Here is a 24,782-nt window from a genome sequence, read left to right on the forward strand (position 1 = left end):
ACGCATTCCAAGTGTCAAACCGCCCCTACGGTAAATAAAAGCATTACAGAAAATAATAAAAAACGTCCAATAATTGGACACCTCATTTGCAGGAACAGTCAAAAGCAGATATCTTTAGCCTCTGAAAGCAAAATGCTATGGAAAAAGGAACAATTTTAATAGTAGATGATAATAAAGGAGTATTGGCCTCACTGGAACTGTTGCTGGAAACGGAGTTCAGCGAAATAAAGACAGCCCATCATCCGAATCAAATTATATCTATTCTGAATACCTCTCCGGTAGATGTAATTATTCTTGATATGAATTTCTCAGCAGGAATCAATAACGGCAACGAAGGGTTGTATTGGCTGAAACGAATCCGCGAGATAGCTCCTGCACTACCCGTAGTCATGCTTACGGCATACGGTGATGTGGACCTGGCGGTAAGAGCCTTAAAGAATGATGCGACCGATTTCTTGTTGAAGCCCTGGGACAACCGGACCTTGGTACGCAAAATAAAAGAAGCTTTCGGAAGTGGTAAGAAAAGGAAAAACAGAGTCCTCGATAGAAGCCAATCACCAATGATTGTGGGGACATCTCCTGCCATGCAGCAGTTAATGAAAATGGTAGTGAAAGTGGCACGCACAGACGCCAATATCTTGATTACCGGAGAAAACGGAACGGGAAAAGAGATGCTGGCACAGGAAATACACCGGCTTTCCACACGACGGGAACATACTATGGTAACGGTAGATATGGGAGCAATCAGTGAATCTTTATTCGAAAGTGAGCTGTTCGGACATGAACGCGGTTCTTTTACCGATGCCTACGAGAGTCGGCCGGGAAAGTTTGAAGCGGCATCCGGCAGTTCCCTGTTTATGGATGAAATAGGAAATCTCCCTCTAGCCATGCAGGCAAAGTTGCTCACCGTATTACAAAACCGAAAAATTACACGCATCGGCAGTAATAAAGTAATCCCAGTGGATATCCGGCTGCTTTCAGCTACTAACAAGAATATTCAGGAGATGGTGGATTCCGGGACTTTCCGTGAGGACTTATTGTACAGACTGAATACCATCCACCTGGAAATTCCGCCTTTGCGGGAACGGGGGAACGATATACATTTATTCATTGATTATTTTATGCAACGTTATGCCGCCAAATACGAAAAAAAAGATATTTCCTTGCATGAACATGCTTTGGAGAAATTATGTTCTTATCATTGGCCGGGAAATATCCGGGAATTACAACATGCCATCGAGAAAGCGATCATCTTATGTGAAGGAAATGTCATCCGTCCTAAAGACATTTTCGTAAAACAAACCTGGAACCCGCAATTCTCCACTACCGTACCCAATCTAGAAGAAGTGGAACGTCAGGCCATAGCAACAGCTATCCGTCAAAACGATGGAAATCTGACGGCAACAGCCGAACAGTTAGGCATCAGCCGCCAGACACTTTACAATAAGATAAAACGCTTCAAGCTCTGATAATCATGGTATTCAGCAAACATCTATATATGGTTATCCTGAGCTACATCTTATTAATAATCGCTGTAGCCGGAGCAGGGATCGCACTTGTCATTACACATACCGCCCTCATTCTAGGCAGTCTGCTATTCATCTTTTCGCTTTTTTTAATCGGAGCTTTGGTAAAACGGTTGAATAAGTTCAATACCAAAATAAGGATATTTCTGGATGCGGTGGAAGATAAAGAGAACATGATATTGTTCAACGAGCAATCGGCAGATAAAGAAATGAATGCACTGAGCCATTCACTAAACCGGATCAATGAATTGCTTGCCACAACGAAATCGCAGAGCCGGATACAGGAGAACTTTTATTACTCTTTACTGGAAGAAGTACCGAATGGAGTGCTAGCGTGGAACTCCGAAAAGAGAGTCATATTTGTGAATGGCGCAGCTTTACGTTTGCTGGGAGTTGAGCCAATCATATTCCTCCGCCAACTGGAAGAGCAATATCCGGCCTTGAAAGATTTCATAGCCCATGGAAATGTGGAAGATTCTTTTCTTTTACAATCCAACTCAAAAAAACAGCTGTCACTATCCATGAACCGGATGAAACTAAATTCAGAAACGATTACCCTGTTGGCTATCAAAGATATCAGCAATGAACTGAGTGAGAAAGAAAGTGAGTCATGGAGCAAACTGACCCGGGTGCTTACTCATGAAATAATGAATACCATCGCTCCTATTGTTTCCCTGTCACAAACACTTTCATTGCGTCCCGGTACGGACGAGAAAGTAATACGAGGACTTGGAGTGATTTGTGAACAGAGCGAAAGATTGATGGAATTCACAGAATCATACCGACGCTTATCGTATATGCCGGAACCGAAAAAGAAGCGATTCTCACTGACCGATTCATTGCACAATCTGGCTCTGTTGCTACAATCTGATTTTGAGAATGCCCATATCCATTTCATTCTGCGCAGTACCCCTTCTGACATATATATTGAGGGCGATGAGAAGCAACTCTCTCAAGTTTTCTTAAATCTGCTGAAGAACAGTATGCAATCATTGGAAGGAAAGACAGACGGACAAATAGAAGTAACACTGGAGGTAACAGACAAACTTTATATAAAACTACTTGACAATGGGCGGGGAATCCCTATGGAGTTACAAGAAAAAATATTCGTTCCTTTCTTTACTACAAAAACAGAAGGGACGGGGATCGGGCTTAGTCTGTGCCGGCAGATTATAAAAAGACATGGGGGTAATCTCTATTTACAGGAAAGCGGACAAGGAAAAACTCTGTTTGTTATTGAATGGCCCATAGTTCCTTTTATTCCGAAATAACAGAGCTCATCACAGGATTACTCTGATTAACACAGATTATTCTTAAAAGTAAAGTGGAAATATAAAATAATAACCACTTATCTATAAACCAGCGTTAACCTAAGTAATCCGTAATGAAACATTTTTTATTTCTTTACCTTCAGTTCATAAAGGTCATGCCTGCGGTCACGCAAATTGCGCACACTGCCATACGTATGCAATTCATTCAACAGATTCAGATCAACATCCGAAACCAGAATCATTTCGGTATTCGGAGTCGCCTCAGCCCGTTTACCATCAGTAGGGAAAGCGAAATCACACGGAGTAAATACACCAGACTGTGCATACTGAATATCCATATTGTGTACACGCGGCAAATTACCCACACTACCGGCTATAACGACAAAACATTCATTCTCGATAGCCCGTGCCTGAGCACAAACACGCACACGAGAATAACCGTTCTGAGTATCAGTCAGGAATGGAACAAACAGAATCTGCATTCCCTGATCGGCCATGATACGAGAAAGTTCGGGAAATTCCACATCATAACAAATCAAAATACCAATCTTAGCGCAATCCGTATCAAAAGTCTGCACCATCTTACCACCCGAAAGACCCCAACTCTTTATCTCATCGGGAGTGACATGTACCTTTTCATACATTTCGTATGAACCGTCACGCCGTACTAAAAAACCAACATTATAAAGCCCTCCGTCCTCTTTTACGTATGGCATACTACCCGTAATGATATTAATATTATAACTGATAGCCAAATTGATAAAACGGTCGCGAACCTCTTCGGTATATTGTGCCAAACCACGAATGCTCTGGGCTTCTCCCAAATGATTGAACTTGGCCATCAACGGCGCATTGAAATATTCCGGAAAAAGAACAAAATCACTCTTATAATCGGAAACGGCATCTACGAAAAACTCAACCTGCTCAAATACATCATCCAATGTTTTATAAGGGCGCATCTGCCATTGCACTAACCCTACACGTACAGTGGTTTTCTTATCCACATAATCCTGCGTAGGCTCCTGATAATAAATATTATCCCATTGCAACAAAGTGGCACAATGCTTGGATTCTTCGTCATTGGGAAGATAATTCTTCATGACACGACGCACATGAAAATCATTGGAAAGCTGAAATGTCAATACTGGATCATAAATCTCACGGGAACGCACCTTATCCAAATATTCCTTAGGACGCATCGTATCCGCATACTTATAATAATTAGGAATACGACCACCGAACATGATCGCTTTCAGATTCAGTTTCTCGCATAATTCTTTCCGGTACTCATACATACGGCGTGCCAGACGCAAACCGCGATAATCCGGATGGATAAACACCTCGATACCATACAAAATATTCCCTTCCGGATTATGCGTACAGAAAGTTTCATTACCAGTTACTTTGGCATAGGTATGATCTCCCTTTACCATATCATAGTCTACAATAATAGAAAGAGCACATCCCACTATCTTATCGTCTACCACCGTTACTACTTGCCCTTCCGGAAAAATTCGGATAAGCGTTTCTATTTGCTCGTGTGTCCAAAACACATCCTTATCCGCATACACCCGCTTGAATGATTGTGATAATTGGATGTAATCTTCGATCTGTAAATTCCGGACCTCTACTTTATTAATTTTATGCATCGGTTCCATAATGATTCTCTTATTTATATTTTAAAACAGCGGTGCAAAGGTAGGACAAATTATAAAACGATGTTCTCCCAAACAGAAAAAGATAAAGAGAATATCACTCAGTATGAAAGAAAATATCTATGAACTTTTCATAGGATTTTCAGAAAACTTTTTGTTATCTTTGGAAAGTTAACCCAATAACAAACAAAAAACAACCAATTTTGCTATGAATAAAGAATTAATAATGAACCCTAACCAATTGGTGGCATTTCTAGAAAAACCTTGTGCAGAGTTTACCAAAGAAGACATAAAACGATACATTCAGCAGAATGGCATCCGTATGGTCAACTTTATGTATCCTGCCGGAGACGGACGACTGAAGACATTGAATTTCGTTATCAACAACCAAGCATATCTAGATGCTATCCTGACTTGCGGGGAGCGAGTGGACGGTTCCAGCCTATTTCCATTCATTGAGGCGGGCAGCAGTGATCTATATGTAATTCCCCGATTCCGGACGGCTTTTTTAGATCCTTTTGCCGAGATCCCCACACTTTCCATGCTTTGCTCTTTCTTTAACAAGGATGGAAAGCCGTTGGAAAGTTCACCCGAACATACCTTACACAAAGCATGCAAGGCATTCAATAAAATAACCGGCATGGAATTTCAGGCTATGGGAGAATTGGAGTACTATGTAATTGCTCCGGATACAAATATGTTCGAGGCAACAGACCAGAAAGGTTATCATGAATCAGCACCATACGCCAAGTTCAATGATTTCCGTACCCAGTGCATGGTCTATATTGCACAAGCAGGCGGACAAATAAAGTATGGACACTCCGAAGTAGGTAATTTTACCTTGAATGGCATGATATATGAACAGAATGAAATAGAATTCCTGCCTGTCAATGCCGAAGATGCGGCAGACCAATTGATGATTGCCAAATGGATTATACGTAATCTGGCCTATAAACATGGTTATAACATTACTTTCGCGCCTAAAATAACTACAGGAAAAGCTGGTTCCGGATTGCATATCCACATGCGTATCATGAAAGATGGACAAAACCAAATGTTGAAAGAAGGTGTTTTATCAGAAACAGCACGCAAAGCTATTGCCGGCATAATGGAACTTGCTCCATCCATCACTGCATTCGGTAACACCAATCCTACTTCTTATTTCCGCCTGGTTCCCCATCAGGAAGCGCCAACTAATATTTGCTGGGGTGACCGCAACCGTTCAGTATTGGTACGCGTACCTCTAGGATGGGCAGCTAAAACAGATATGTGCATGACTGCCAATCCACTGGAAACGGAAAGCCATTATGATACCACACAAAAACAAACGGTGGAAATGCGATCACCGGACGGATCGGCCGATCTCTACCAACTGATAGCAGGACTAGCTGTAGCCTGCCGCCATGGTTTTGAAATAGAAAATGCACTAGACATTGCAGAAAAAACTTACGTAAACGTCAATATTCATCAGAAAGAAAATGCAGACAAACTGAAGGCATTGACCCAGCTTCCCGATAGCTGTACGGCTTCCGCAGCCTGTTTGCAGCAACAGCGCGAAATATTCCAAAAACATAATGTGTTCAGCCCTACTATGATTGATGGAATCATCAGCAAATTAACTGGCTATAACGATCTGACTTTACGTAACGACTTGAAAGATAATCCGGAAGGAATGTTAGCGTTGGTCAATAAATATTTCCATTGCGGATGATTTGACTAAAACAGCGGGAGGAGGGTATATCAATATTTATTGATTTGACCTTCTTCCGTTTTCTACATTCACGCCATGATAAATAAAAAAGATCAATGTATTTCTACACTGGTCTTTTCTTTTGAGCGGAAAACGAGACTCGAACTCGCGACCCTAACCTTGGCAAGGTTATGCTCTACCAACTGAGCTATTTCCGCAAACCTCTAACATAGTGCCCAGAACAGGACTCGAACCTGCATGCCTCTCGACACACGCACCTGAAACGTGCGCGTCTACCATTCCGCCACCTGGGCATTCTGTGTAACACTCTTGTCACAACGCACAAAATTTTATTTGTGTGAGCGGAAAACGAGACTCGAACTCGCGACCCTAACCTTGGCAAGGTTATGCTCTACCAACTGAGCTATTTCCGCAAATATCCTCTCTTCGTGAAGGAAATGAGACTCGAACTCACACGACATAACTGTCACCACCCCCTCAAAGTGGCGCGTCTACCAATTCCGCCATTCCTCCAGAAACGAAAATCTCGTGCTATAGTGCCCAGAACAGGACTCGAACCTGCATGCCTCTCGACACACGCACCTGAAACGTGCGCGTCTACCATTCCGCCACCTGGGCATTCTGTGTAACACTCTTGTCACAACGCACAAAATTTTATTTATGTGAGCGGAAAACGAGACTCGAACTCGCGACCCTAACCTTGGCAAGGTTATGCTCTACCAACTGAGCTATTTCCGCAAATATCCGCCTTCGGTCTTTAACTATTTCTCAGCTGTTTCCCGATTGCGGATGCAAAGGTAGTGCTTTTTTCTAAACTTCCAAAAGTTTTCTATACTTTTTATAGCACTTTTATTACATTATTTCATCAATTTCCTCATAATCAATACAAACCAAAAGTTTTTTTAATTACCATCAGGACATGCGATCACGATAGTCCTCATACCGGAAGTCTTTATATACTTCCAATGTATTATCTGTATGCCAAATAGCGATAGAAGGGTGATGGATTCCATTAAACATATTTGTTTTTACCATAGTGTAATGAATCATATCTTCCAGAACAATGCGTTCTCCTACCTGTAACGGATGGTCAAAACGCCAGCTACCCATATAGTCGCCACTTAAACAACTGTTTCCACCCAAACGGTAGATATTCTCTTCCGTTAAAGCTGTTTTTATCGCATCGACAGGTAAAGCTTCGGCACCACGCACTGCCGGCTGATAGGGCATTTCAAGACAATCGGGCATGTGACAAGTAAAACTAACATCCAGAATCGCAGTTTTTATCCCCCGGTTTTCCACTATATCGACAACAGAAGCGACCAAAGGTCCGGTCTGCCAAGTAAAAGCCGAACCCGGTTCTAAAATAATCTCCAAATGAGGATAACGGGCTTTCAATCCTTTTAATAAAGAAATAAGATGCTCCGTATCATAATCTTTACGTGTCATCAGGTGCCCCCCTCCCAAATTCAACCATTTTATTTGTGGGAACCAACGGGCAAACGTCTCTTCTATGTGCTGCAAAGTATGTTCCAATTCATAAGAACTGGATTCACAATGACAATGACAATGGAAGCCTTCGATACCCTCCGGTAAAGTCTCGGGAAGCAAATCGGCCGTCACCCCAAAACGTGTACCGGGAGCACAAGGATTATAAAGTTCCACCTCTACTTCCGAATATTCAGGATTAATACGGATACCACAGGATATCTTTTCTCCAGAGGCCTTAACCATAGAATAAAAACGCCGGAACTGACTGAAGGAGTTAAAGGTTATATGACTGCTGCATTGCATGATAACCGGAAAATCAGTATCCGTATACGCCGGAGAATAAGTATGGGCCTTACTGCCAAATTCTTCATATGCCAAACGGGCTTCATATACAGAGCTAGCTGTAGTATAACGGATGTATTCCCTAAAAACGGGAAATGATTTCCACATGGCAAAAGATTTGAAAGCCAAGATGATCTCAACTCCGGCCCGGTCTGCCACACTCTTTATCAAACTCAGATTCTTTCTGAGCAATGCTTCATCCATCACATAGCATGGAGAAGGTACTTTATGGATATCTATCATTTTTGTATCAGAATTCTATTAGAATATTTATTCCACAACTTTGAACCGGGCGAATTTCAGCAATAATTGTTTCTCTCCGGCATTCCGGAAACGGACAGTCGCCTTGCTGTTCTCACCGGTTCCTTCCACTTTTATCACATCGCCTATTCCAAAGCGTTCATGCTCTATCACCTGCCCTGCCAGCACATTCACCGGCAAGGTTCCCGCCGCGGACGGCTTTGAGACCGTAGCAAGACCTACCTTAGTCAAATTGCGCGGCACACTGGGACGGATAATCTCAGCTTTCGGTCTTTCTCCAACAAAAAATGATTTCTGACCACCAGACAAATTTGATGAAGAACGCCCATAAGAAGGCTGCGAAGCAGATTCGTCAAACAAGAAACGAGACGCACGTTCATTTTGCTCACGACAGAAACGGCTGGCTCTCTCGTCTATTCTCCGGGCCATCTGTTCCTCCTGAGGCAGCTTCAGGAAATGTACATCAATATCTTTCAAGAAACGGCTCGGGCTACTGAACTCCATCTTTCCATATTTAAACCGGCTCTTGGCAAAAGACAAATAGCAATGCTCCTCGGCACGTGTAATCGCCACATAAAACAAGCGGCGCTCCTCTTCCAATTCCTTATACGAATTGAGTGACAAAGCACTGGGAAACAAGTTCTCTTCCAACCCAACTACAAAAACGTTTTTAAACTCCAAGCCTTTAGCAGAGTGAATGGTCATCAAGGTTATCTTCTCAGCATCCTCTTCTTTCTCGTTATCCTGGTCTGTCAGCAGAGAAACCTCCGACAGGAAATCCGTCAACAGGATGTTCTCATTCCCTTCTTCTTCACGGATTGCACAAAAATCATGCATACCGTTTATCAGTTCTTCAATATTCTCCTGACGGCTCAGGTTTTCCGGATCATTGCTCTGATAAATCTCATTCATAATGCCGGACTGACGAACAATCATTGCCCCCAATTCATATGCATTCTTTTTCGGGATCTCCACTATAAAACTTTTTACCAGTTCACGAAACCCCTGTAACTTGGTATGCATCCCCTTGTTAATATTCAAGCCGTATGCCAACGGCTCTTCCAAAACCATCCAAAGACTAACATGATGCTGTGCAGCCGCATCAATAACTTTGTTCAACGTAGTATCCCCGATTCCTCGCGCCGGATAATTCAATACCCGCTTAAAAGCCTCCTCATCATTCGGATTTACCGCCAGACGAAAGTAAGAAATAACGTCTTTAATCTCCTTGCGTTGATAAAAAGAAAGTCCTCCATAAATTTTATAAGGTAGGCTACGCTTCCGCAAAGCCTCCTCGAAAATACGGCTTTGAGCATTTGTACGGTATAAAATAGCAAAATCATTATAAGAATAATGTTCCCGTGAACGCAGTTTCACAATCTGGTTGGCAACAATCTCCCCTTCCTCCACATCACTGTAGGCATTGAAAACTCCGATAGGCTCCCCCTTCGCTTTTTCTGAAAATACCTCCTTCTTTATCTGCTCGCTATTTTTCTCTATCAGGCTGTTTGCCGCACACACAATGGTCTGGGTAGAACGATAGTTCTGCTCCAGTTTAAAAAGCTTGGCCCCCTTATACAGTTGAGTAAATTTCAATATATTGTCAATATTAGCCCCTCGGAAGGAATAAATACTCTGCGCATCATCCCCCACCACGCATACACGCTGATGCTCCTGGGTAAGCTGAAGCACAATGCTGTGTTGCGCAAAATTGGTGTCCTGATACTCATCCACCAGCACATAACGAAACTGCTCCGCATACTTACGGCAAATTTCAGGATGATCGCGGAATAACATATAAGTATAAAGCAGCAAATCATCAAAATCCATCGCATCGCTTTGACGGCAACGTTCCCAATATTGCCGGTAAATATCACGGGTGGCGGGTACTTTGGCATTCAAATCATACTGATAAAGCTCTGCGTTCGAAACATATGCATCAGGAAAAACCAAATGATTTTTCGCATTGCTGATACGCGCCTGTATCAACCCTGATTTATAGGTTTTATCATCCAATTGCATTTCTTTTACAATAGACTTGATCAAACTCTTCGAATCTGAAGAATCATAGATGGTAAAATTGGAGCTAAAGCCGATAACCTGTGCCTCACACCGCAGGATACGCGAAAAAATGGAATGGAACGTCCCCATCCATAAATAGCGTGCCTGATCGCCCACCTGACGGGCTATACGCTCTTTCATTTCGCGAGCAGCCTTATTGGTAAAAGTCAATGCCAAAATAGACCAAGGAGTATATCCCTGCTCCAGTAAATAAGCTATCTTATAAGTCAGCACGCGTGTTTTCCCCGAACCTGCTCCAGCTATCACCAAAGAGGGACCCTCGTTGTAAAGCACTGCATCGCGCTGGCTTTCATTCAATTCTTCTAAATAATTCGTCATAAATTTCACCTTTCGCCTGCAAAGATAGAGAAAGTTTGAGTTTATCAGAACAATTCCATGCCCAATAATGTTATTATGATAGAAGTTTAATTAAAACCTCGACTAAAAATGAATATATTATTAACCACTTTAATTTCATTAGTTATGACTTACGAAATGCCAAAACTCCCGTATGCAAATAACGGACTCGAACCTGTAATCAGTCAGGCTACTATAGACTACCATTATGGCAAGCACTTACAAACATATGTAAACAATTTGAACTCTTTAGTTCCAGGTACGGAATTTGAAGGAAAGTCCGTAGAGGAAATTGTTACATCAGCTCCCGACGGAGCGATATTCAATAACGCCGGACAAGTATTAAACCATACATTATATTTCCTTCAGTTCACCCCCAAACCCAGCAAGCATGAACCGTCCGGAAAACTAGCAGAAGCCATCAACCGAGACTTCGGAAGCTTTGAAAACTTCAAGAAAGAATTCAACACCGCTTCCACAGGACTGTTCGGTTCGGGCTGGGCTTGGCTTTCTGTAGACAAGCAGGGAAAACTACATATCACCAAAGAACCTAACGGAAGCAACCCGTGGCGTGCAGGACTGAAACCATTGCTGGGTTTCGATGTATGGGAACATGCTTACTATCTGGATTACCAGAACCGCCGTGCAGATCATGTGAACAAGTTATGGGAAATCATTGACTGGGATGTAGTAGAAAAACGTCTATAAAAGGACCCTTAACTATACATCATAATAAGGCTGCCTCGCCCCTATTCATTCAGGGAGCGGGGCAATCTGCTTTAAGATGCAAAGATACAGCAGATATACATTCATCCTTTTACAAGAATAAACAAGCACAATGCAAGATAATCATAAAAAAACATTCTTCCACAAAAAATAAAGCAGTCTGTTGTAGCATTATTCATTTCTTTCCCATATCTTTGCCATCGTAAAACAAAGGGGTGCCCCACGTAAACAGCGGACGGGCTGAGATTATACCCTGTGAACCTGATGCGGTTAGTACCGCCGAAGGGATTGTTACTTCTTACCTCATACCATCCGGTCAAAAAGCAACTCTTTGTATTTACAAGTAAATTCATAAACTGATATTATAGTATGAAACTGACAGTAAACAGCAAAGAAACCGAAGTAAAGGACGGATGCACCGTAGCCGAACTTTCCACCTTTCTGACACTTCCTGAGAAAGGTATCGCCATAGCGGTAAACAACCGGATGGTCCCCCGTATAGAGTGGGAGAAATGTGTGTTACACCCCAATGACAGTCTGGTAGTCATTAAAGCTGCATGTGGAGGATAAGACCGTGGAACTTCAATTCATCACTCACTTCACCGACACATATTCCTATTATGATTCCGCACGCATGGCCTTGGAAGGCGGTTGCCGCTGGATCCAGCTACGTATGAAAGACACTTCCGTTGACGAAGTGGAACGGGAAGCCATACGTCTGCAAGGCTTATGCAAAGACTACGGAGCAACATTTATCATAGACGACCACGTGGAGTTGGTCAATAAAATTCATGCCGACGGAGTGCATTTGGGAAAAAAGGATATGCCCGTAGCCGAAGCACGGAAAATATTAGGAAAAGAATTCATCATCGGAGGCACCGCCAATACATTTGACGATGTAAAGATGCATTACGAAGCTGGAGCTGACTACATCGGCTGTGGCCCGTTCCGTTTTACTACCACAAAAAAGGCTCTCTCTCCAGTGCTGGGACTAGAAGGTTACCGTTCCATTATTCAGCAAATGAACGAGGCAGATATCCATCTGCCCATCGTCGCCATCGGGGGAATTACTTTGGAAGATATCCCTTCCATCATGGAAACGGGAATCACCGGCATTGCTTTGAGCGGAACCATACTCCGGGCGAAAGACCCGGTAGCGGAAACTAAACGAATCATGAATTTATAATAAAATCACAAAATACAATGAAGAAACTGATTATAGCTGAAAAAGAATTTAATTCCCGTTTATTTCTGGGAACCGGTAAATTCAATTCAAACACCGTAATGGAAGAAGCCATTCTGGCATCAGGATGTGAAATGGTAACCGTAGCCATGAAACGCATTGAATTGGACGATAAGGAAGATGATATGCTGAAACATATCATTCACCCTCACATACAGCTATTGCCCAATACCTCCGGTGTGCGCACAGCCGAAGAAGCCGTCTTTGCCGCACAAATGGCCCGCGAGGCTTTTGGCACCAACTGGCTGAAACTGGAAATCCATCCCGATCCGCGCTACTTGTTGCCGGATTCTACCGAAACATTGAAAGCAACCGAGGAACTAGTCAAACTAGGTTTCGTCGTATTGCCCTATTGTCAGGCAGATCCTACATTGTGCAAACGGCTGGAAGAGGTAGGAGCAGCAACTGTCATGCCGCTTGCCGCCCCCATCGGGACAAACAAAGGCTTGCAGACACGTGACTTCCTGCGCATCATTATCGAACAAGCTTCCGTTCCTGTGGTAGTGGACGCCGGAATAGGTGCCCCCAGCCATGCTGCCGAAGCGATGGAAATGGGCGCGGACGCCTGTCTGGTCAATACAGCCATCGCAGTAGCCGGTCAGCCGGTAGTCATGGCAACAGCCTTCAAGGAAGCTGTCATTGCCGGACGCCGCGCTTATGAAGCAGGCTTAGGAGCAGTAGGACAGAACTTGATCGCATCTGCCTCATCCCCTTTAACTTCATTCTTAGATTAAACAGAAATATGATGGACAAAAAGCAAGATCAAAAAGCATACGCTCATGCCGAAAAGGCATATATGCAAGGAACCCTGTTTTCATACATCAAAGTAGGAATGCAGAAAGTAAACCTGACTCCTACTGTGAATATAGTGAACGGTGAAAAAGTAACAACGCCCAATGCTCCCGTTTATATTTATGACACCAGCGGCCCATTCAGTGACCCCAATATGGAAATCGATCTGAAAAAAGGACTTCCCCGTATGCGCGAAAGCTGGATTACCGGACGGGGAGACGTAGAACAACTGCCCTCCATCACTTCAGAATACGGAAAGATGCGCCGCGACGATAAAAGTCTGGACCACCTGCGCTTTGAACACATCGCCCTGCCCTATCGTGCCAAAGCTGGAAAGGCCATCACACAAATGGCATACGCCAAAGCCGGCATCGTTACACCGGAAATGGAATATGTAGCCATCCGTGAAAACATGAATTGCCGGGAACTGGGCATCGACACCTTTATCACCCCTGAATTCGTACGTGATGAAATAGCCGCAGGGCGTGCCGTACTTCCCGCCAATATCAACCACCCCGAAAGCGAGCCTATGATTATCGGCAGGAACTTTTTAGTGAAGATCAACACGAACATCGGAAACTCCGCCACCACTTCCTCCATTGACGAAGAGGTGGAAAAAGCCGTGTGGAGCTGCAAATGGGGAGGTGACACCCTGATGGATCTCTCGACCGGCGATAACATTCACGAAACACGCGAATGGATTGTCCGCAACTGTCCTGTCCCCGTAGGTACCGTACCTATCTATCAGGCATTAGAGAAAGTAAACGGTAAAGTAGAGGATCTGAATTGGGAGATTTATAAAGATACATTAATCGAACAATGCGAACAAGGAGTGGATTACTTTACCATCCATGCCGGAATACGCCGCCAAAATGTACATCTGGCTGACAAACGTTTGTGCGGCATCGTAAGCCGCGGAGGCAGCATCATGAGCAAGTGGTGTCTGGTACATGACAAGGAAAGTTTCTTATATGAGCATTTTGACGACATCTGTGATATTCTGGCACAATACGATGTAGCCGTATCCTTGGGTGACGGACTTCGTCCGGGCTGTATCGCTGATGCCAATGACGAGGCACAGTTTGCCGAACTAGATACCATGGGTGAACTTGTACTCCGCGCATGGGACAAAAACGTACAGGCATTCATTGAGGGACCGGGACATGTACCTTTGCATAAAATCAAAGAAAACATGGAACGCCAGATCTCTCACTGCCACAATGCACCGTTCTACACCCTCGGTCCGCTGGTAACGGACATCGCTCCGGGATATGACCATATCACTTCGGCCATCGGTGCCGCACAAATCGGCTGGCTGGGCACTGCTATGCTATGCTATGTCACCCCGAAAGAACATTTGGGATTGCCCAACAAAGAAGATGTACGCGTTGGTGTCATCACTTACAAGATTGCCGCCCATGCAGCCGATCTGGCGAAAGGGCATCCGGGCGCACAGATCCGTGACAATGCTTTAAGCAAGGCACGTTACGAATTCCGTTGGCGCGACCAGTTCCATCTGAGTCTGGATCCCGACCGCGCTTTGGAATACTTCAATGAAGGCCGCCATACGGACGGTGAGTACTGTACCATGTGCGGCCCCAACTTCTGCGCCATGAAACTGAGCCGCGACTTGAAGAACGTGGGTAATTAAACAGCTGACTTTGTGAAAACTATGGAAGATTTCAAGAAAGCACTTGAAGGAACTTTAGGAAGAAAACACATAGACAACATAGTGGATCAAGTAGTCGGCTCCCCCGACCGCTTTGATGCTCTTTATACTCTGACACAGCATGAAGAAACAAAGATAGCTTGGCATGCCACTTGGACTTGTGAAAAACTGAGCATCCTCCTCCCTTCCCTATTGATGGATAAAAGGGAGGAACTGATGCTGCGGGCCATGCAATGCCCCCATGACGGAACAAGACGTCTGCTACTGAATATCCTTCATCATCTTCCTGTCCCAAAGCCTGTCAACGCAGCTTTCTTTGATTTCTGCCTTCAAGGCATGCTGTCTTCTGCCGAAAGCGCATCCGGACAAGCCGTCTGCATGAAACTTGCCTATGACATCTGCCTGGAAGAACCGGAACTGATAGGAGAACTGAAAGCATACTTGGAAAATATGGAACCGGAATACTATACGGTCGCCGTGCAATGTGCCCGCAACAACATCCTAAAAAAAATAAGGAAATGAAGATATTGATACTCAACGGAAGCCCACGTAACCAAGGACTTATCAGCCAAATGCTGGACATCATGACCGAAGAAGCCCGCATACGTGGCGCCGAAGTGGAAGTAATACCCATCCGTAAATTGCAGGTGCACCCCTGTACAGGATGCATGGCTTGCCGCAGCCGGCAGACCTGTGTCCTACCCGAAGACGACGCGCAGCACACGCTTCAAAAGATACAATGGGCAGACGTGCTGATCGTTGGCTCACCTTGCTATTGGGGAAATATGAACGGACATATGAAAGTAGTGTTCGACCGCATCGTGTACGGCATGATGGGAGAAAGTCCGAAAGGGCTCCCTCAAGCGTTGCATAAAGGCAAGAAAGCAGTCATCGTAAGCACCTGCTCCACCCCATGGCCATTCAATATCTGGTTTAACCAGACACGCGGCGTAGTAAAAGCGTTGCGCGAAATTCTGAAGTGGAGCGGATTCTCTATCAAAGGCGTTATCCAGAAGGGAGGAACAAAACAACATCCCGAACTGACGGAAAACGACAAAAAGAAATGTAGAAAAATAATAAGGAAATTATAGCTTGAAGCCTGATAAAATGCCGGAAAGGCTTAAACAGACTTTTATAAAAGCAAAATCATCTTATGAACAATAACAAGAAAAAATAACAATCATGTTTTCAGAAGAACTTGAAAAAATAGATTGGGAAAAGATCACCAAAGCCATCTACTCCAAAACCGAACATGACGTGCTCCGCGCCCTTGGTAAGGAACATTGCGATGTGGACGACTTTATGGCACTCATCTCCCCCGCAGCAGCAAAATACCTAGAGCCGATGGCGCAACTAAGCAAAAGATATACCGAAGAACGTTTCGGCAAAACCATTTCCATGTTTATACCGCTGTATATAACAAACTCCTGCACCAATTCTTGCGTGTATTGTGGTTTTCATATCAGCAACCCGATGGCTCGTACCATCCTCACCCCCGAACAGATTGAAGATGAATACAAAGCCATCAAAAGACTTGGTCCTTTTGAAAACCTATTACTAGTGACCGGAGAAAATCCGGCAAAAGCCGGAGTCCCTTATCTGGCCAAAGCCTTGGACATCGCCAAAAAATATTTCAGCAATTTGAAAATAGAGGTAATGCCCCTCAAAGCCGAAGAATATGCCGAACTGAAAGAACACGGACTAAATGGAGTCATTTGCTTTCAGGAAACTTACAACAAAGCCCGTTATAATATATACCACCCACGCGGAATGAAATCCAAATTCGAGTGGCGGGTAAACAGCTTCGACCGTATGGGACAGGCAGGAGTCCACTCCATAGGCATGGGGGTACTCATCGGATTGGAAGAATGGCGCACCGATGTGACCATGATGGCTTATCACTTGCGTTATCTTCAGAAAAAGTATTGGAAAACCAAATACAGTGTAAACTTCCCTCGTATGCGTCCGGCAGAAAACGGTGGTTTCCAGCCGAATGTCATCATGAATGACCGTGAATTGGCGCAGCTCACTTTTGCCATGCGCATCTTCGACCACGATGTGGACATCTCCTACTCCACCCGTGAGCCGGCACAAATCCGCGACAACATGGCAAGACTCGGAGTGACTACCATGAGCGCTGAAAGCAAAACCGAACCGGGAGGATACTATACCTATCCGCAAGCTTTGGAACAATTCCATGTAAGCGATGAACGTACAGCTATGGAAGTGGAAAACGCACTGAAATCATTAGGAAGGGAACCGGTATGGAAAGACTGGGATGTTTCTTTTGACAAGTTCACACCAATGCGATAGATATTACCCATATTTTTAAAGGAATGGGGCTGTATCAATGATACAAAGCCCCTTTTTCAACTTAACAACAAAGAAAGTGGAAAGATATAACCGTCAAATCATTCTCCCTGAATTGGGAGAAAAAGGCCAACAACGGCTTCAACAAGCCAAAGTACTTATAGTCGGTGTAGGCGGTCTGGGATCTCCTGTTGCCTTGTACTTGACAGGAGCCGGAGTAGGTACCATTGGATTAGTAGACGATGATATGGTAAGTGTCAGCAACTTGCAACGTCAAGTACTTTATAGTGAAGCCGAGGTAGGTATGCCCAAAGCCACCCAAGCCAAGAAACGTCTCGAAGCCCTGAACCATGATGTGCAAATCAATGCCTATCCCACAAGACTGACTAAAGAGAATGCGGATGAAATCATCCGCACCTACGATATCATTATAGACGGATGTGATAATTTCGCTACCCGCTACCTCATTAATGACATCTGTGTGAAATGGGGAAAAGTCTATGTATATGGCGCCATCCGCGCCTTCGAAGGTCAAGTATCCGTCTTCAATTACCGGGGAGGCCCCGATTACCGCCACTTTTTCCCCGATGAAGCAGAAATGCTGTCCATGCCTCATCCACCCAAAGGAGTATTGGGTGTAACCCCTGGCATGATAGGTTGCGCCGAAGCCGCTGAAGTGTTGAAGATTATAGGTGAATATGGCGAAGTGCTAAGCGGCAAATTATGGACGATTAACGTGAAAACGATGGAAACCCATCTCATTTCTTTTTAGAGGAATCGAACCGGCCCTATTCAAAAGACATTTAATTCCTCAATTATGTGCCAACAGCCGAGGCATGACGACATCCGTCGCCCGGCTCCGACTGGCACATAAATAGTTTGACTTTATCCTATAATATGTGGTACAAACTCGGACAAGTTATCCGTAACCTCCATACGATTTTCGCGAATACCGATACCCGCAGCCTCTCCTCCTATAATCCAAGAGCCAATAACTGGATATCTGCCACTGTACACTGTCGGTTCCACATACTCCTGATATACATAAGCTCCAGTGTTATAATCACCCTCCGTTTCAGCTATACGTACATGTTCCTCCCAATTCCGGATATCAACAACGCTTACATTATGACCTTCACGAGAGAAGACCGGTTTTTTACAAAACAAACCCGACCGAGGGCGCGACAAATAACAAGGAAGCACATAAGGAGAATCCGGAAACAACTCGTACAATGTGGCAAGGATCGCTTTATTGGACATCACCAATTTCCATATCGGCTCCAACCATTCCATTTCCGCCAGACATCCGTCAGGACTTTCGTCCACCATCCACTCCCACGGATAAAGTTTAAAGCACCGGTTCACTAGTTCACCTGCCGGATCAAAAAATCGTCCATTCTGCAAATCCAGCGCCTGCATATCTAATACTCGGGTAGAAAACCCAGCCTCCATCGCCGTACTTGCCAGATATTGCAACGTTCCTGTATCTTCATTATTCTCTAATGCACCGGCAAAATAAATCTCTCCTTTTTTGGGGAAAATATCTTTCCATGACTGCACCAATCCTTCATGAATGCCATTAAACTGGTCGCATTCCGGAAAAACATCTTCTTTCCATTGCCATTGGATAACAGATGCCTCAAGCAAAGAAGTCGGTGTATCAGCATTGAACTCCAATATTTTCGGAGTACCATCCTTGGCTAATATAAAATCAAAACGACCATACAGACTTAACTCATCCGCATCCCAAGAAGCACGAATACGCTCACCAATCTCCTTCGGAATATTCAACGCACGCTCCATAAATTCCGGGTTATCCTCAATAATGAATTGGGCAGCCTCACAATACAGGTGGTACGCCTCATTGGTCGCTTCCTCCAAACAAGCTGTTTCTTCAGCCGTAAAATGATAATATGCTTCCTCGCGCCAATAATCACCATGAAAATCAAACCCTAGCGCTTCTATTTTCTCACGGTAATCCAGACGTGGCGTAACTGGTATTCTTTTCATATCCGCTTCCTGTTAACTATGAACACCGGATGAACGGCGTGTTTTCCCAAAAACACTTCCGCTCGATTTTGATTTTGCAGACGATTTTGACCCCACATTCACTTTTGAAGGAGCATCCACTTTCGTTCCGTTAGCATCTGTCCACGAATCAGATTTGGGATAATAATAATGTGTGGTAGAAAGTCCGTTGGCCATAGACGGCATTAATGCCCAACGCATCAGCATAGCGTTGTAAATCCAACTGTTTCCCTGATGATCACGGTACTCTTCTTGATCTTTAGGATTCTCAGGCAATTCCGTTTTTTGCGTACATCCGGCAAGCGCCATCAAGCAAAATGCAGCTGCAAGAAATTGTTTTTTATTCATAATTCTATCTATTCGTCTTGTTTATTAGCGCAAAAGTAAATAAAAAACGCCTATTTCATGCAGGTACGCACACATTATTTAAAACTTTTCCATCGCATGAATTACATTTTCAGGGAAAGTATCCTATTGATTTACAGGCTTATCAAAAATAAATCTATAAATCCACTAGGATTATTACAAATAGGTTGCTATCTTTGCTTAGCAATTAGTCATAAGGTATGAAGTTAATTCTAATAACACCCCCCACTTATTTTGTGGAGGAAGATAAAATAATTACAGCTCTTTTCGAGGAGGGGCTAGATACACTCCATCTGCGAAAGCCCGGTACGGCACCTATGTTTGCAGAACGTCTGCTAACCCTTATCCCCGAACAATATCACAAACGCATCGTGGTTCACGGACATTTTTATCTGAAAGAGGAATACAAACTGAAAGGAATTCACCTGAACGGCCGTAATCCGAATCTGCCGGAAGGATACAAAGGACATGTCAGTTGTTCCTGCCATTCGCTAGACGAAGTTAAAGAGCACAAATCTGGTTGCGATTATGTATTTCTGAGTCCGGTATTCAATAGTATATCCAAGTTGAATTATAACTCGGCATACACCGCCGAAGAACTCCGTGCCGCCGCCAAAGCGAGCATTATCGACAAGAAAGTCATAGCTTTGGGAGGCATTGACGAAGAAAACTTGCTGGAGGTAAAGGACTTTGGTTTCGGAGGAGCCGCCATATTGGGCGCCCTTTGGAATAAATTCGATGCATGTACTGACCGCGATTACCGATGCGTGATAGAACATTTCCGGAAATTAAGAGATTTAGCAGACTGATTTATCAAAAAATTTAGAATAGAAGTCTAAAAAACGAAGAATATGCTTCACACCAAACATATTACAATAATGAGAAGTTATTTTTAAATTTCTATTTTTAATTTCTAATTATAATACGTACCTTTGCACGCAAATTAACAAATAGGTAATATCTATTACAAAAATGAGCAAAACATCACCTTTTATGGTATTCTCAGGAACAAATTCGAGATACCTTGCAGAAAAGATTTGCAACAGCCTCGGTTGCGAATTAGGAAACATGAACATCATGCATTTTGCTGATGGTGAATTCGCTGTTTCTTATGAAGAATCAATTAGAGGCGCACATGTTTTTCTGGTTCAATCTACCTTTCCTAACTCTGACAACTTAATGGAACTGCTGCTAATGATTGATGCAGCTAAAAGAGCCTCCGCAAAGAGTATTGTAGCCGTTATCCCCTACTTTGGATGGGCACGTCAGGACAGAAAAGACAAACCTCGTGTTTCCATCGGTGCTAAACTGGTAGCCGATCTTCTGAGCGTGGCAGGCATTGATCGTTTGATCACAATGGATTTACATGCCGATCAGATTCAAGGATTTTTTGATGTACCGGTAGACCATCTCTACGCTTCTGGCGTATTCCTACCTTACATTGAATCATTGCAACTGGAAGACTTGGTAATCGCAACTCCGGACGTGGGTGGTTCAAAACGCGCCAGCACTTATTCCAAATATTTGGGTGTACCCTTGGTGCTTTGCAACAAGACGCGCCTGAAAGCCAATGAAGTGGCCACCATGCAAATTATCGGTGATGTAAAAAATAAAAATGTCATCTTAATTGACGATATGGTAGATACAGCAGGTACTATTACCAAAGCTGCCGATATTATGAAAGAAGCGGGAGCCATTTCCGTCCGCGCGATCGCTTCTCACTGTGTAATGTCAGGTCCTGCATCTGAACGCGTTCAGAACTCCGGCCTAGAAGAAATGGTATTTACCGATAGTATTCCTTATGCTAACCGTTGTTCTAAAGTGAAGCAACTGACCATTGCCGATATGTTTGCTGAAACAATCCGCCGCGTGATGAATAATGAGTCTATCTCTTCACAATACATCATTTAATCTTTATATGATTATAGAAATAAAAGTCCGGACTTTCCCAAGTTCGGACTTTTATTTTAATTTTACCTAAAGATTGGATTCCCTAAATCGTTTTATCAGCAAGACTAATGTTTTCTTCCTTTAGATTAAGTCATTTCTTTCTCCGGTGATTCCTGCGACGACGTTGCACCTTTTCATGCTGATAACGCTGAAGCTTTCTATACACGGTGAATACCACCATAATCCCGGCAAATACCAGAATCACAATAACCACGCCTACCCCCAAATTATCCCCCTTTACACGCGACCACATCTCCAAGACCAATTCGGTCTTGTCACCGGAGTCACGAATCATGGCACAACGCTCCACCACTGTACGGTCAGGATACTGCACTTTATCTATTTGTATACTATCGGCAGCAGGACCGAAAAAATAACTTAAATCTGCAAAGTAAGATAAGGTAGTATCTATCTTTGCCTCCAAAATCTCGGGAGTCGCGACGGCACTCACATAACCACAGGCGTCCATATTACGTAAAGCCACATCAGGACGGCATAAATAATTAATAAAATAACTGGCAGCCTTTTTATTTCTAGCATACTTAGGGATCACCCATCCGTCATACCACACATTACTTCCCTCTGCCGGCACTTCATAGTCCAGATGGATGCCCACTCCTTCAGCCTCTTCTATCGCCCATACCGCATCCCCGCTCCAGGTCATGTTCAGCCATGCTTTACCTTTAGTCATCATTTCCTTGCCAAAATCGGCTTCCCAACCTGCTATCAAGGGTTTCATTGCTTTCAGATACTTCTCAACAGTATCGATGGACGCTTGCGAATAGTTGTTCATCAACTCCTCTACCGTAACCTTACTTTTTTTCAAATCCCCGGCATTGGCATAAATCAATGCGGTACCATATGCATCACGATAACTTTCCTTCATCAGAATCTTGTTCTTATATTTCAGATTCCAAAGACTGGCCCAAGTCCTGGCATCTTCCGCCGGAACATGATCGGTATTAAAAAGGATACCTGCTGTTCCCCACATATAACCGATGGCATAATCTGAAGCACGATGCCCCGACCGACTCAATTTATCCAATTGTTCGCGGATATAAGGAGATTCATTATGTAGATAATTGGGAGTCTTTCCAAAAACAGTATCAATGGGAAGCAATAAACCTTTCCTCAGCATACGCTCTATGATATACTCCGAAGGACAAACTACATCAAAATCTTCATGTCCGCGTTCTATCTTGGTCAACATGATTTCATTGATGTCAAAAGTCTGATAGACAATCCGTATATCTTCCCCCGTCTGTTCTTTGTACCACCGGGGAAATTCCGCCAACACATCCTCATCAATGTAGTCGGCCCAATTATATATTTTCAGTACATTTTCACGAGGCTCTGTGTTATAACATCCGGTTAAAGAAAATAACGCACACACACACACCATCAGCCATTTATTTATTTTCCTCATTTTTTATACCTCCTTTTTCTTGCTTGCATGGCGATTGATGATAACCAACAATACCAGCACCAATACGAATATAATGGTAGAAAGCGGACGAAGTTCAGGAGTCAGCCCTCCTTTTCGTGCATCCGCATAAATATAGGTGGAAAGAGTTTCAAGCCCTTCGTTACCAATAGTAAATACAGTCACGGCAAAATCGTCAATGGACAAAGTCACCGCCAGCATAAAACCAGAAATCATTCCCGGAAGAATCTCAGGAACAATCACCTTGCGGAGTGCCTGCATAGGGGTAGCCCCCAAATCAAGCGCCGCCTCATAAATATTCGGATTCATCTGTTTCAAACGCGGCAACACACTTAACACCACATATGGAGTACAGAATGTGATATGTGCAAGAACCACAGTGGTATATCCTTGTGGAATACCCAAAGATACGAACAGCAAGAATAAAGATATACCAATAATAATATCTCCATTCAAGATAGGAATGTTATTGACAAAACTGATTGCTTTACGAGCACGGGTACGAAGATTGAATATACCGATTGCCGTAATACTGCCCAGCAAAGTAGATACGGTAGCTGCAATCAAGGCAATGCTCAGGGTGTTGACCAAGGCATTTGTCAATGAATGATGTGTACCCGCAACAAACAGGGATGAATAGAGTTTGGTGGAAAACCCAGTCCAGTTGCCCAGCACCTTTGCTTCGGTAAACGAATAGATCATAATGATAAAAATAGGTGCATAAAGCAATAGCAGAAGCAGCCACAAATATCCCTGACACAAAATTTTCTTTACCATAGCCCACCTCCTTCGTTATGATCCTTATCATCTGAAGCGAGCAAGGTTGTCGCACCAATAAGGAACAGCATAATCAACGACAAGGCCGCCCCATAATTCCACATACTATTATTAATATTTTCCTGGATAGTAGTACCAAACAGTTTAATATTATTCATTGTCAATAATTCGGCAATGGCAAATGTGGAGATAGTAGGCATGAACACCATTAATATACCACTCACAATACCCGGCATGGACAGGGGTAGCACAGCCTTGAAAAACACTTGCATAGGATTGGCGCCCAAATCTTGTGCCGCTTCCACATAACTTTTATCCAATTTCTGCAAAGTGTTGTAAATAGGATAAATCATAAAAGGCAGAAAATTATATACCATACCGAATATCAAAGCCCCCTCTCCTAAAGGTACGTTCATAAAGTCGAACAATGCTACCGTAGCCAGTGTACGTATTAAAATATTCACCCACATGGGCAGAATAAACAATACCACCACCGTCGATGCATATTTCATCCGCGTCTGTGTCAGAATATAGGCAGCAGGATATCCCAATAAGATACATACCACTGTTGTGATAATGGCCACGCCAATAGAATAAACAAATGTGTTGATTGCCTCGGGATGAGCGAAGAATTTGGCAAAATTTCCCAAAGTGAAATAACCCGCATCATCCATAAATGCATAAACCACTATTAAAAGTAGCGGAAGAATAACAAATACCGCCGAAAATATCACGTAAGGAATAGTCCAGCTTTTACGTGAAGACAAGAAAAATCGTATCGTTCTGAGCACCTCTTTTCTTT

Annotated in this window: 22 protein-coding genes, 6 tRNA genes and 1 riboswitch; of the genes, 14 read left to right on the top strand and 14 right to left on the bottom strand. The window is 43.5% G+C overall.

Annotated elements, in window-relative coordinates:
* Positions 1 to 137: 137 nt before the first annotated feature.
* Together GKD17_RS12520 and GKD17_RS12525 are read left to right on the top strand one after the other, a co-directional pair.
* Positions 138 to 1,469, top strand: coding sequence for a sigma-54-dependent transcriptional regulator (locus GKD17_RS12520; protein WP_007835063.1), 1,332 nt, complete (start codon positions 138 to 140; stop codon positions 1,467 to 1,469).
* Between the two features lie 5 nt (positions 1,470 to 1,474).
* Complete coding sequence (locus GKD17_RS12525) at positions 1,475 to 2,797, top strand: sensor histidine kinase (protein ID WP_007835062.1); 1,323 nt, start codon at positions 1,475 to 1,477, stop codon at positions 2,795 to 2,797.
* A 125-nt stretch (positions 2,798 to 2,922) separates the two neighbouring features.
* Here GKD17_RS12525 and GKD17_RS12530 read toward each other — a convergent pair whose 3' ends face one another.
* Positions 2,923 to 4,455 (bottom strand): carbon-nitrogen hydrolase family protein, encoded by a 1,533-nt coding sequence (locus tag GKD17_RS12530; protein WP_007835061.1) that lies wholly within the window; start codon positions 4,453 to 4,455, stop codon positions 2,923 to 2,925.
* A 205-nt stretch (positions 4,456 to 4,660) separates the two neighbouring features.
* Between GKD17_RS12530 and GKD17_RS12535 the strand changes: the two genes are divergently transcribed.
* Positions 4,661 to 6,163: a glutamine synthetase family protein gene (locus GKD17_RS12535; RefSeq protein ID WP_007835058.1), complete on the top strand. Its 1,503-nt coding sequence runs from the start codon at positions 4,661 to 4,663 to the stop codon at positions 6,161 to 6,163.
* Positions 6,164 to 6,287: 124 nt separating this feature from the next.
* Here GKD17_RS12535 and GKD17_RS12540 read toward each other — a convergent pair.
* The 8 genes from GKD17_RS12540 to GKD17_RS12575 all read right to left on the bottom strand — a co-directional run bounded on the left by GKD17_RS12540 (position 6,288) and on the right by GKD17_RS12575 (position 10,657).
* Positions 6,288 to 6,360, bottom strand: a tRNA-Gly gene (locus tag GKD17_RS12540).
* A 15-nt stretch (positions 6,361 to 6,375) separates the two neighbouring features.
* Positions 6,376 to 6,456 (bottom strand) — tRNA-Leu (locus GKD17_RS12545).
* Positions 6,457 to 6,503: 47 nt separating this feature from the next.
* Positions 6,504 to 6,576, bottom strand: a tRNA-Gly gene (locus GKD17_RS12550).
* 16 nt (positions 6,577 to 6,592) lie between these two features.
* Positions 6,593 to 6,676, bottom strand: a tRNA-Leu gene (locus GKD17_RS12555).
* Between the two features lie 24 nt (positions 6,677 to 6,700).
* Positions 6,701 to 6,781, bottom strand: a tRNA-Leu gene (locus tag GKD17_RS12560).
* Positions 6,782 to 6,828: 47 nt separating this feature from the next.
* Positions 6,829 to 6,901: transfer RNA gene (locus tag GKD17_RS12565), tRNA-Gly, on the bottom strand.
* 174 nt (positions 6,902 to 7,075) lie between these two features.
* Positions 7,076 to 8,239 carry a carboxynorspermidine decarboxylase gene (gene nspC / locus GKD17_RS12570; RefSeq protein ID WP_007835056.1) on the bottom strand — a complete coding sequence of 388 codons (1,164 nt, stop codon included), beginning with the start codon at positions 8,237 to 8,239 and terminating at the stop codon, positions 7,076 to 7,078.
* Positions 8,240 to 8,266: 27 nt separating this feature from the next.
* On the bottom strand, positions 8,267 to 10,657 hold the full coding sequence (locus tag GKD17_RS12575; protein WP_007835054.1) for an ATP-dependent helicase: 2,391 nt from the start codon (positions 10,655 to 10,657) through the stop codon (positions 8,267 to 8,269).
* Positions 10,658 to 10,765: 108 nt separating this feature from the next.
* On the opposite strand from GKD17_RS12575, the gene GKD17_RS12580 reads away from it, so the two are divergent.
* The 9 genes from GKD17_RS12580 to GKD17_RS12620 all read left to right on the top strand — a co-directional run bounded on the left by GKD17_RS12580 (position 10,766) and on the right by GKD17_RS12620 (position 18,187).
* Positions 10,766 to 11,383, top strand: coding sequence for a superoxide dismutase (locus GKD17_RS12580; protein ID WP_007843305.1), 618 nt, complete (start codon positions 10,766 to 10,768; stop codon positions 11,381 to 11,383).
* A gap of 219 nt (positions 11,384 to 11,602) precedes the next feature.
* A riboswitch (TPP riboswitch) is annotated at positions 11,603 to 11,706 on the top strand.
* A 64-nt stretch (positions 11,707 to 11,770) separates the two neighbouring features.
* Positions 11,771 to 11,971 carry a sulfur carrier protein ThiS gene (gene thiS / locus GKD17_RS12585; RefSeq protein ID WP_007835047.1) on the top strand — a complete coding sequence of 67 codons (201 nt, stop codon included), beginning with the start codon at positions 11,771 to 11,773 and terminating at the stop codon, positions 11,969 to 11,971.
* The gene (locus GKD17_RS12590; RefSeq protein ID WP_007835038.1) at positions 11,961 to 12,587 is read left to right on the top strand and encodes a thiamine phosphate synthase; all 627 of its coding nucleotides are present in this window, start codon (positions 11,961 to 11,963) and stop codon (positions 12,585 to 12,587) included. Before thiS ends, GKD17_RS12590 begins: the two co-directional genes overlap by 11 nt.
* Positions 12,588 to 12,604: 17 nt before the next feature.
* Positions 12,605 to 13,378 (top strand): thiazole synthase, encoded by a 774-nt coding sequence (locus GKD17_RS12595; RefSeq protein ID WP_007835036.1) that lies wholly within the window; start codon positions 12,605 to 12,607, stop codon positions 13,376 to 13,378.
* An 11-nt stretch (positions 13,379 to 13,389) separates the two neighbouring features.
* Complete coding sequence (gene thiC / locus GKD17_RS12600) at positions 13,390 to 15,087, top strand: phosphomethylpyrimidine synthase ThiC (protein WP_007849451.1); 1,698 nt, start codon at positions 13,390 to 13,392, stop codon at positions 15,085 to 15,087.
* A 21-nt stretch (positions 15,088 to 15,108) separates the two neighbouring features.
* Positions 15,109 to 15,627 carry a hypothetical protein gene (locus tag GKD17_RS12605; RefSeq protein WP_007835032.1) on the top strand — a complete coding sequence of 173 codons (519 nt, stop codon included), beginning with the start codon at positions 15,109 to 15,111 and terminating at the stop codon, positions 15,625 to 15,627.
* Entirely contained in the window at positions 15,624 to 16,196 is a 573-nt protein-coding gene (locus GKD17_RS12610; protein ID WP_007835030.1) for a flavodoxin family protein, read from the top strand. The genes GKD17_RS12605 and GKD17_RS12610 overlap by 4 nt, the downstream gene beginning before the upstream one ends.
* 91 nt (positions 16,197 to 16,287) lie before the next feature.
* Entirely contained in the window at positions 16,288 to 17,418 is a 1,131-nt protein-coding gene (gene thiH / locus GKD17_RS12615) for a 2-iminoacetate synthase ThiH (RefSeq protein WP_007835025.1), read from the top strand.
* 37 nt (positions 17,419 to 17,455) lie between these two features.
* Positions 17,456 to 18,187, top strand: a complete 732-nt coding sequence (locus tag GKD17_RS12620; RefSeq protein ID WP_007835024.1) for a HesA/MoeB/ThiF family protein — start codon at positions 17,456 to 17,458, stop codon at positions 18,185 to 18,187.
* Between the two features lie 113 nt (positions 18,188 to 18,300).
* On the opposite strand, the gene GKD17_RS12625 is transcribed toward GKD17_RS12620, so the two are convergent.
* Both GKD17_RS12625 and GKD17_RS12630 read right to left on the bottom strand, forming a co-directional pair.
* Complete coding sequence (locus GKD17_RS12625) at positions 18,301 to 19,425, bottom strand: glutathionylspermidine synthase family protein (protein ID WP_007835023.1); 1,125 nt, start codon at positions 19,423 to 19,425, stop codon at positions 18,301 to 18,303.
* A gap of 12 nt (positions 19,426 to 19,437) precedes the next feature.
* Positions 19,438 to 19,791 carry a hypothetical protein gene (locus tag GKD17_RS12630; RefSeq protein ID WP_007835022.1) on the bottom strand — a complete coding sequence of 118 codons (354 nt, stop codon included), beginning with the start codon at positions 19,789 to 19,791 and terminating at the stop codon, positions 19,438 to 19,440.
* A 218-nt stretch (positions 19,792 to 20,009) separates the two neighbouring features.
* Here GKD17_RS12630 and GKD17_RS12635 point away from each other — a divergent pair, with 218 nt between their 5' ends.
* Positions 20,010 to 20,618 carry a thiamine phosphate synthase gene (locus GKD17_RS12635; RefSeq protein WP_007835020.1) on the top strand — a complete coding sequence of 203 codons (609 nt, stop codon included), beginning with the start codon at positions 20,010 to 20,012 and terminating at the stop codon, positions 20,616 to 20,618.
* Positions 20,619 to 20,781: 163 nt separating this feature from the next.
* Positions 20,782 to 21,720 carry a ribose-phosphate pyrophosphokinase gene (locus tag GKD17_RS12640; protein ID WP_008654620.1) on the top strand — a complete coding sequence of 313 codons (939 nt, stop codon included), beginning with the start codon at positions 20,782 to 20,784 and terminating at the stop codon, positions 21,718 to 21,720.
* Positions 21,721 to 21,850: 130 nt separating this feature from the next.
* On the opposite strand, the gene GKD17_RS12645 is transcribed toward GKD17_RS12640, so the two are convergent.
* Genes GKD17_RS12645 through GKD17_RS12655 form a run of 3 tightly spaced genes read right to left on the bottom strand, consistent with a single transcriptional unit; the run spans position 21,851 to position 24,771 of the window.
* Complete coding sequence (locus GKD17_RS12645) at positions 21,851 to 23,185, bottom strand: ABC transporter substrate-binding protein (RefSeq protein ID WP_007835017.1); 1,335 nt, start codon at positions 23,183 to 23,185, stop codon at positions 21,851 to 21,853.
* Between the two features lie 3 nt (positions 23,186 to 23,188).
* Complete coding sequence (locus GKD17_RS12650; protein ID WP_007835009.1) at positions 23,189 to 23,980, bottom strand: ABC transporter permease; 792 nt, start codon at positions 23,978 to 23,980, stop codon at positions 23,189 to 23,191.
* Positions 23,974 to 24,771, bottom strand: coding sequence for an ABC transporter permease (locus GKD17_RS12655; protein WP_007843346.1), 798 nt, complete (start codon positions 24,769 to 24,771; stop codon positions 23,974 to 23,976). The genes GKD17_RS12650 and GKD17_RS12655 overlap by 7 nt, the downstream gene beginning before the upstream one ends.
* Positions 24,772 to 24,782 lie beyond the last annotated feature (11 nt).

It is taken from the genome of Phocaeicola dorei (genome assembly GCF_013009555.1).
Classification (GTDB): Bacteria; Bacteroidota; Bacteroidia; order Bacteroidales; family Bacteroidaceae; genus Phocaeicola; species Phocaeicola dorei.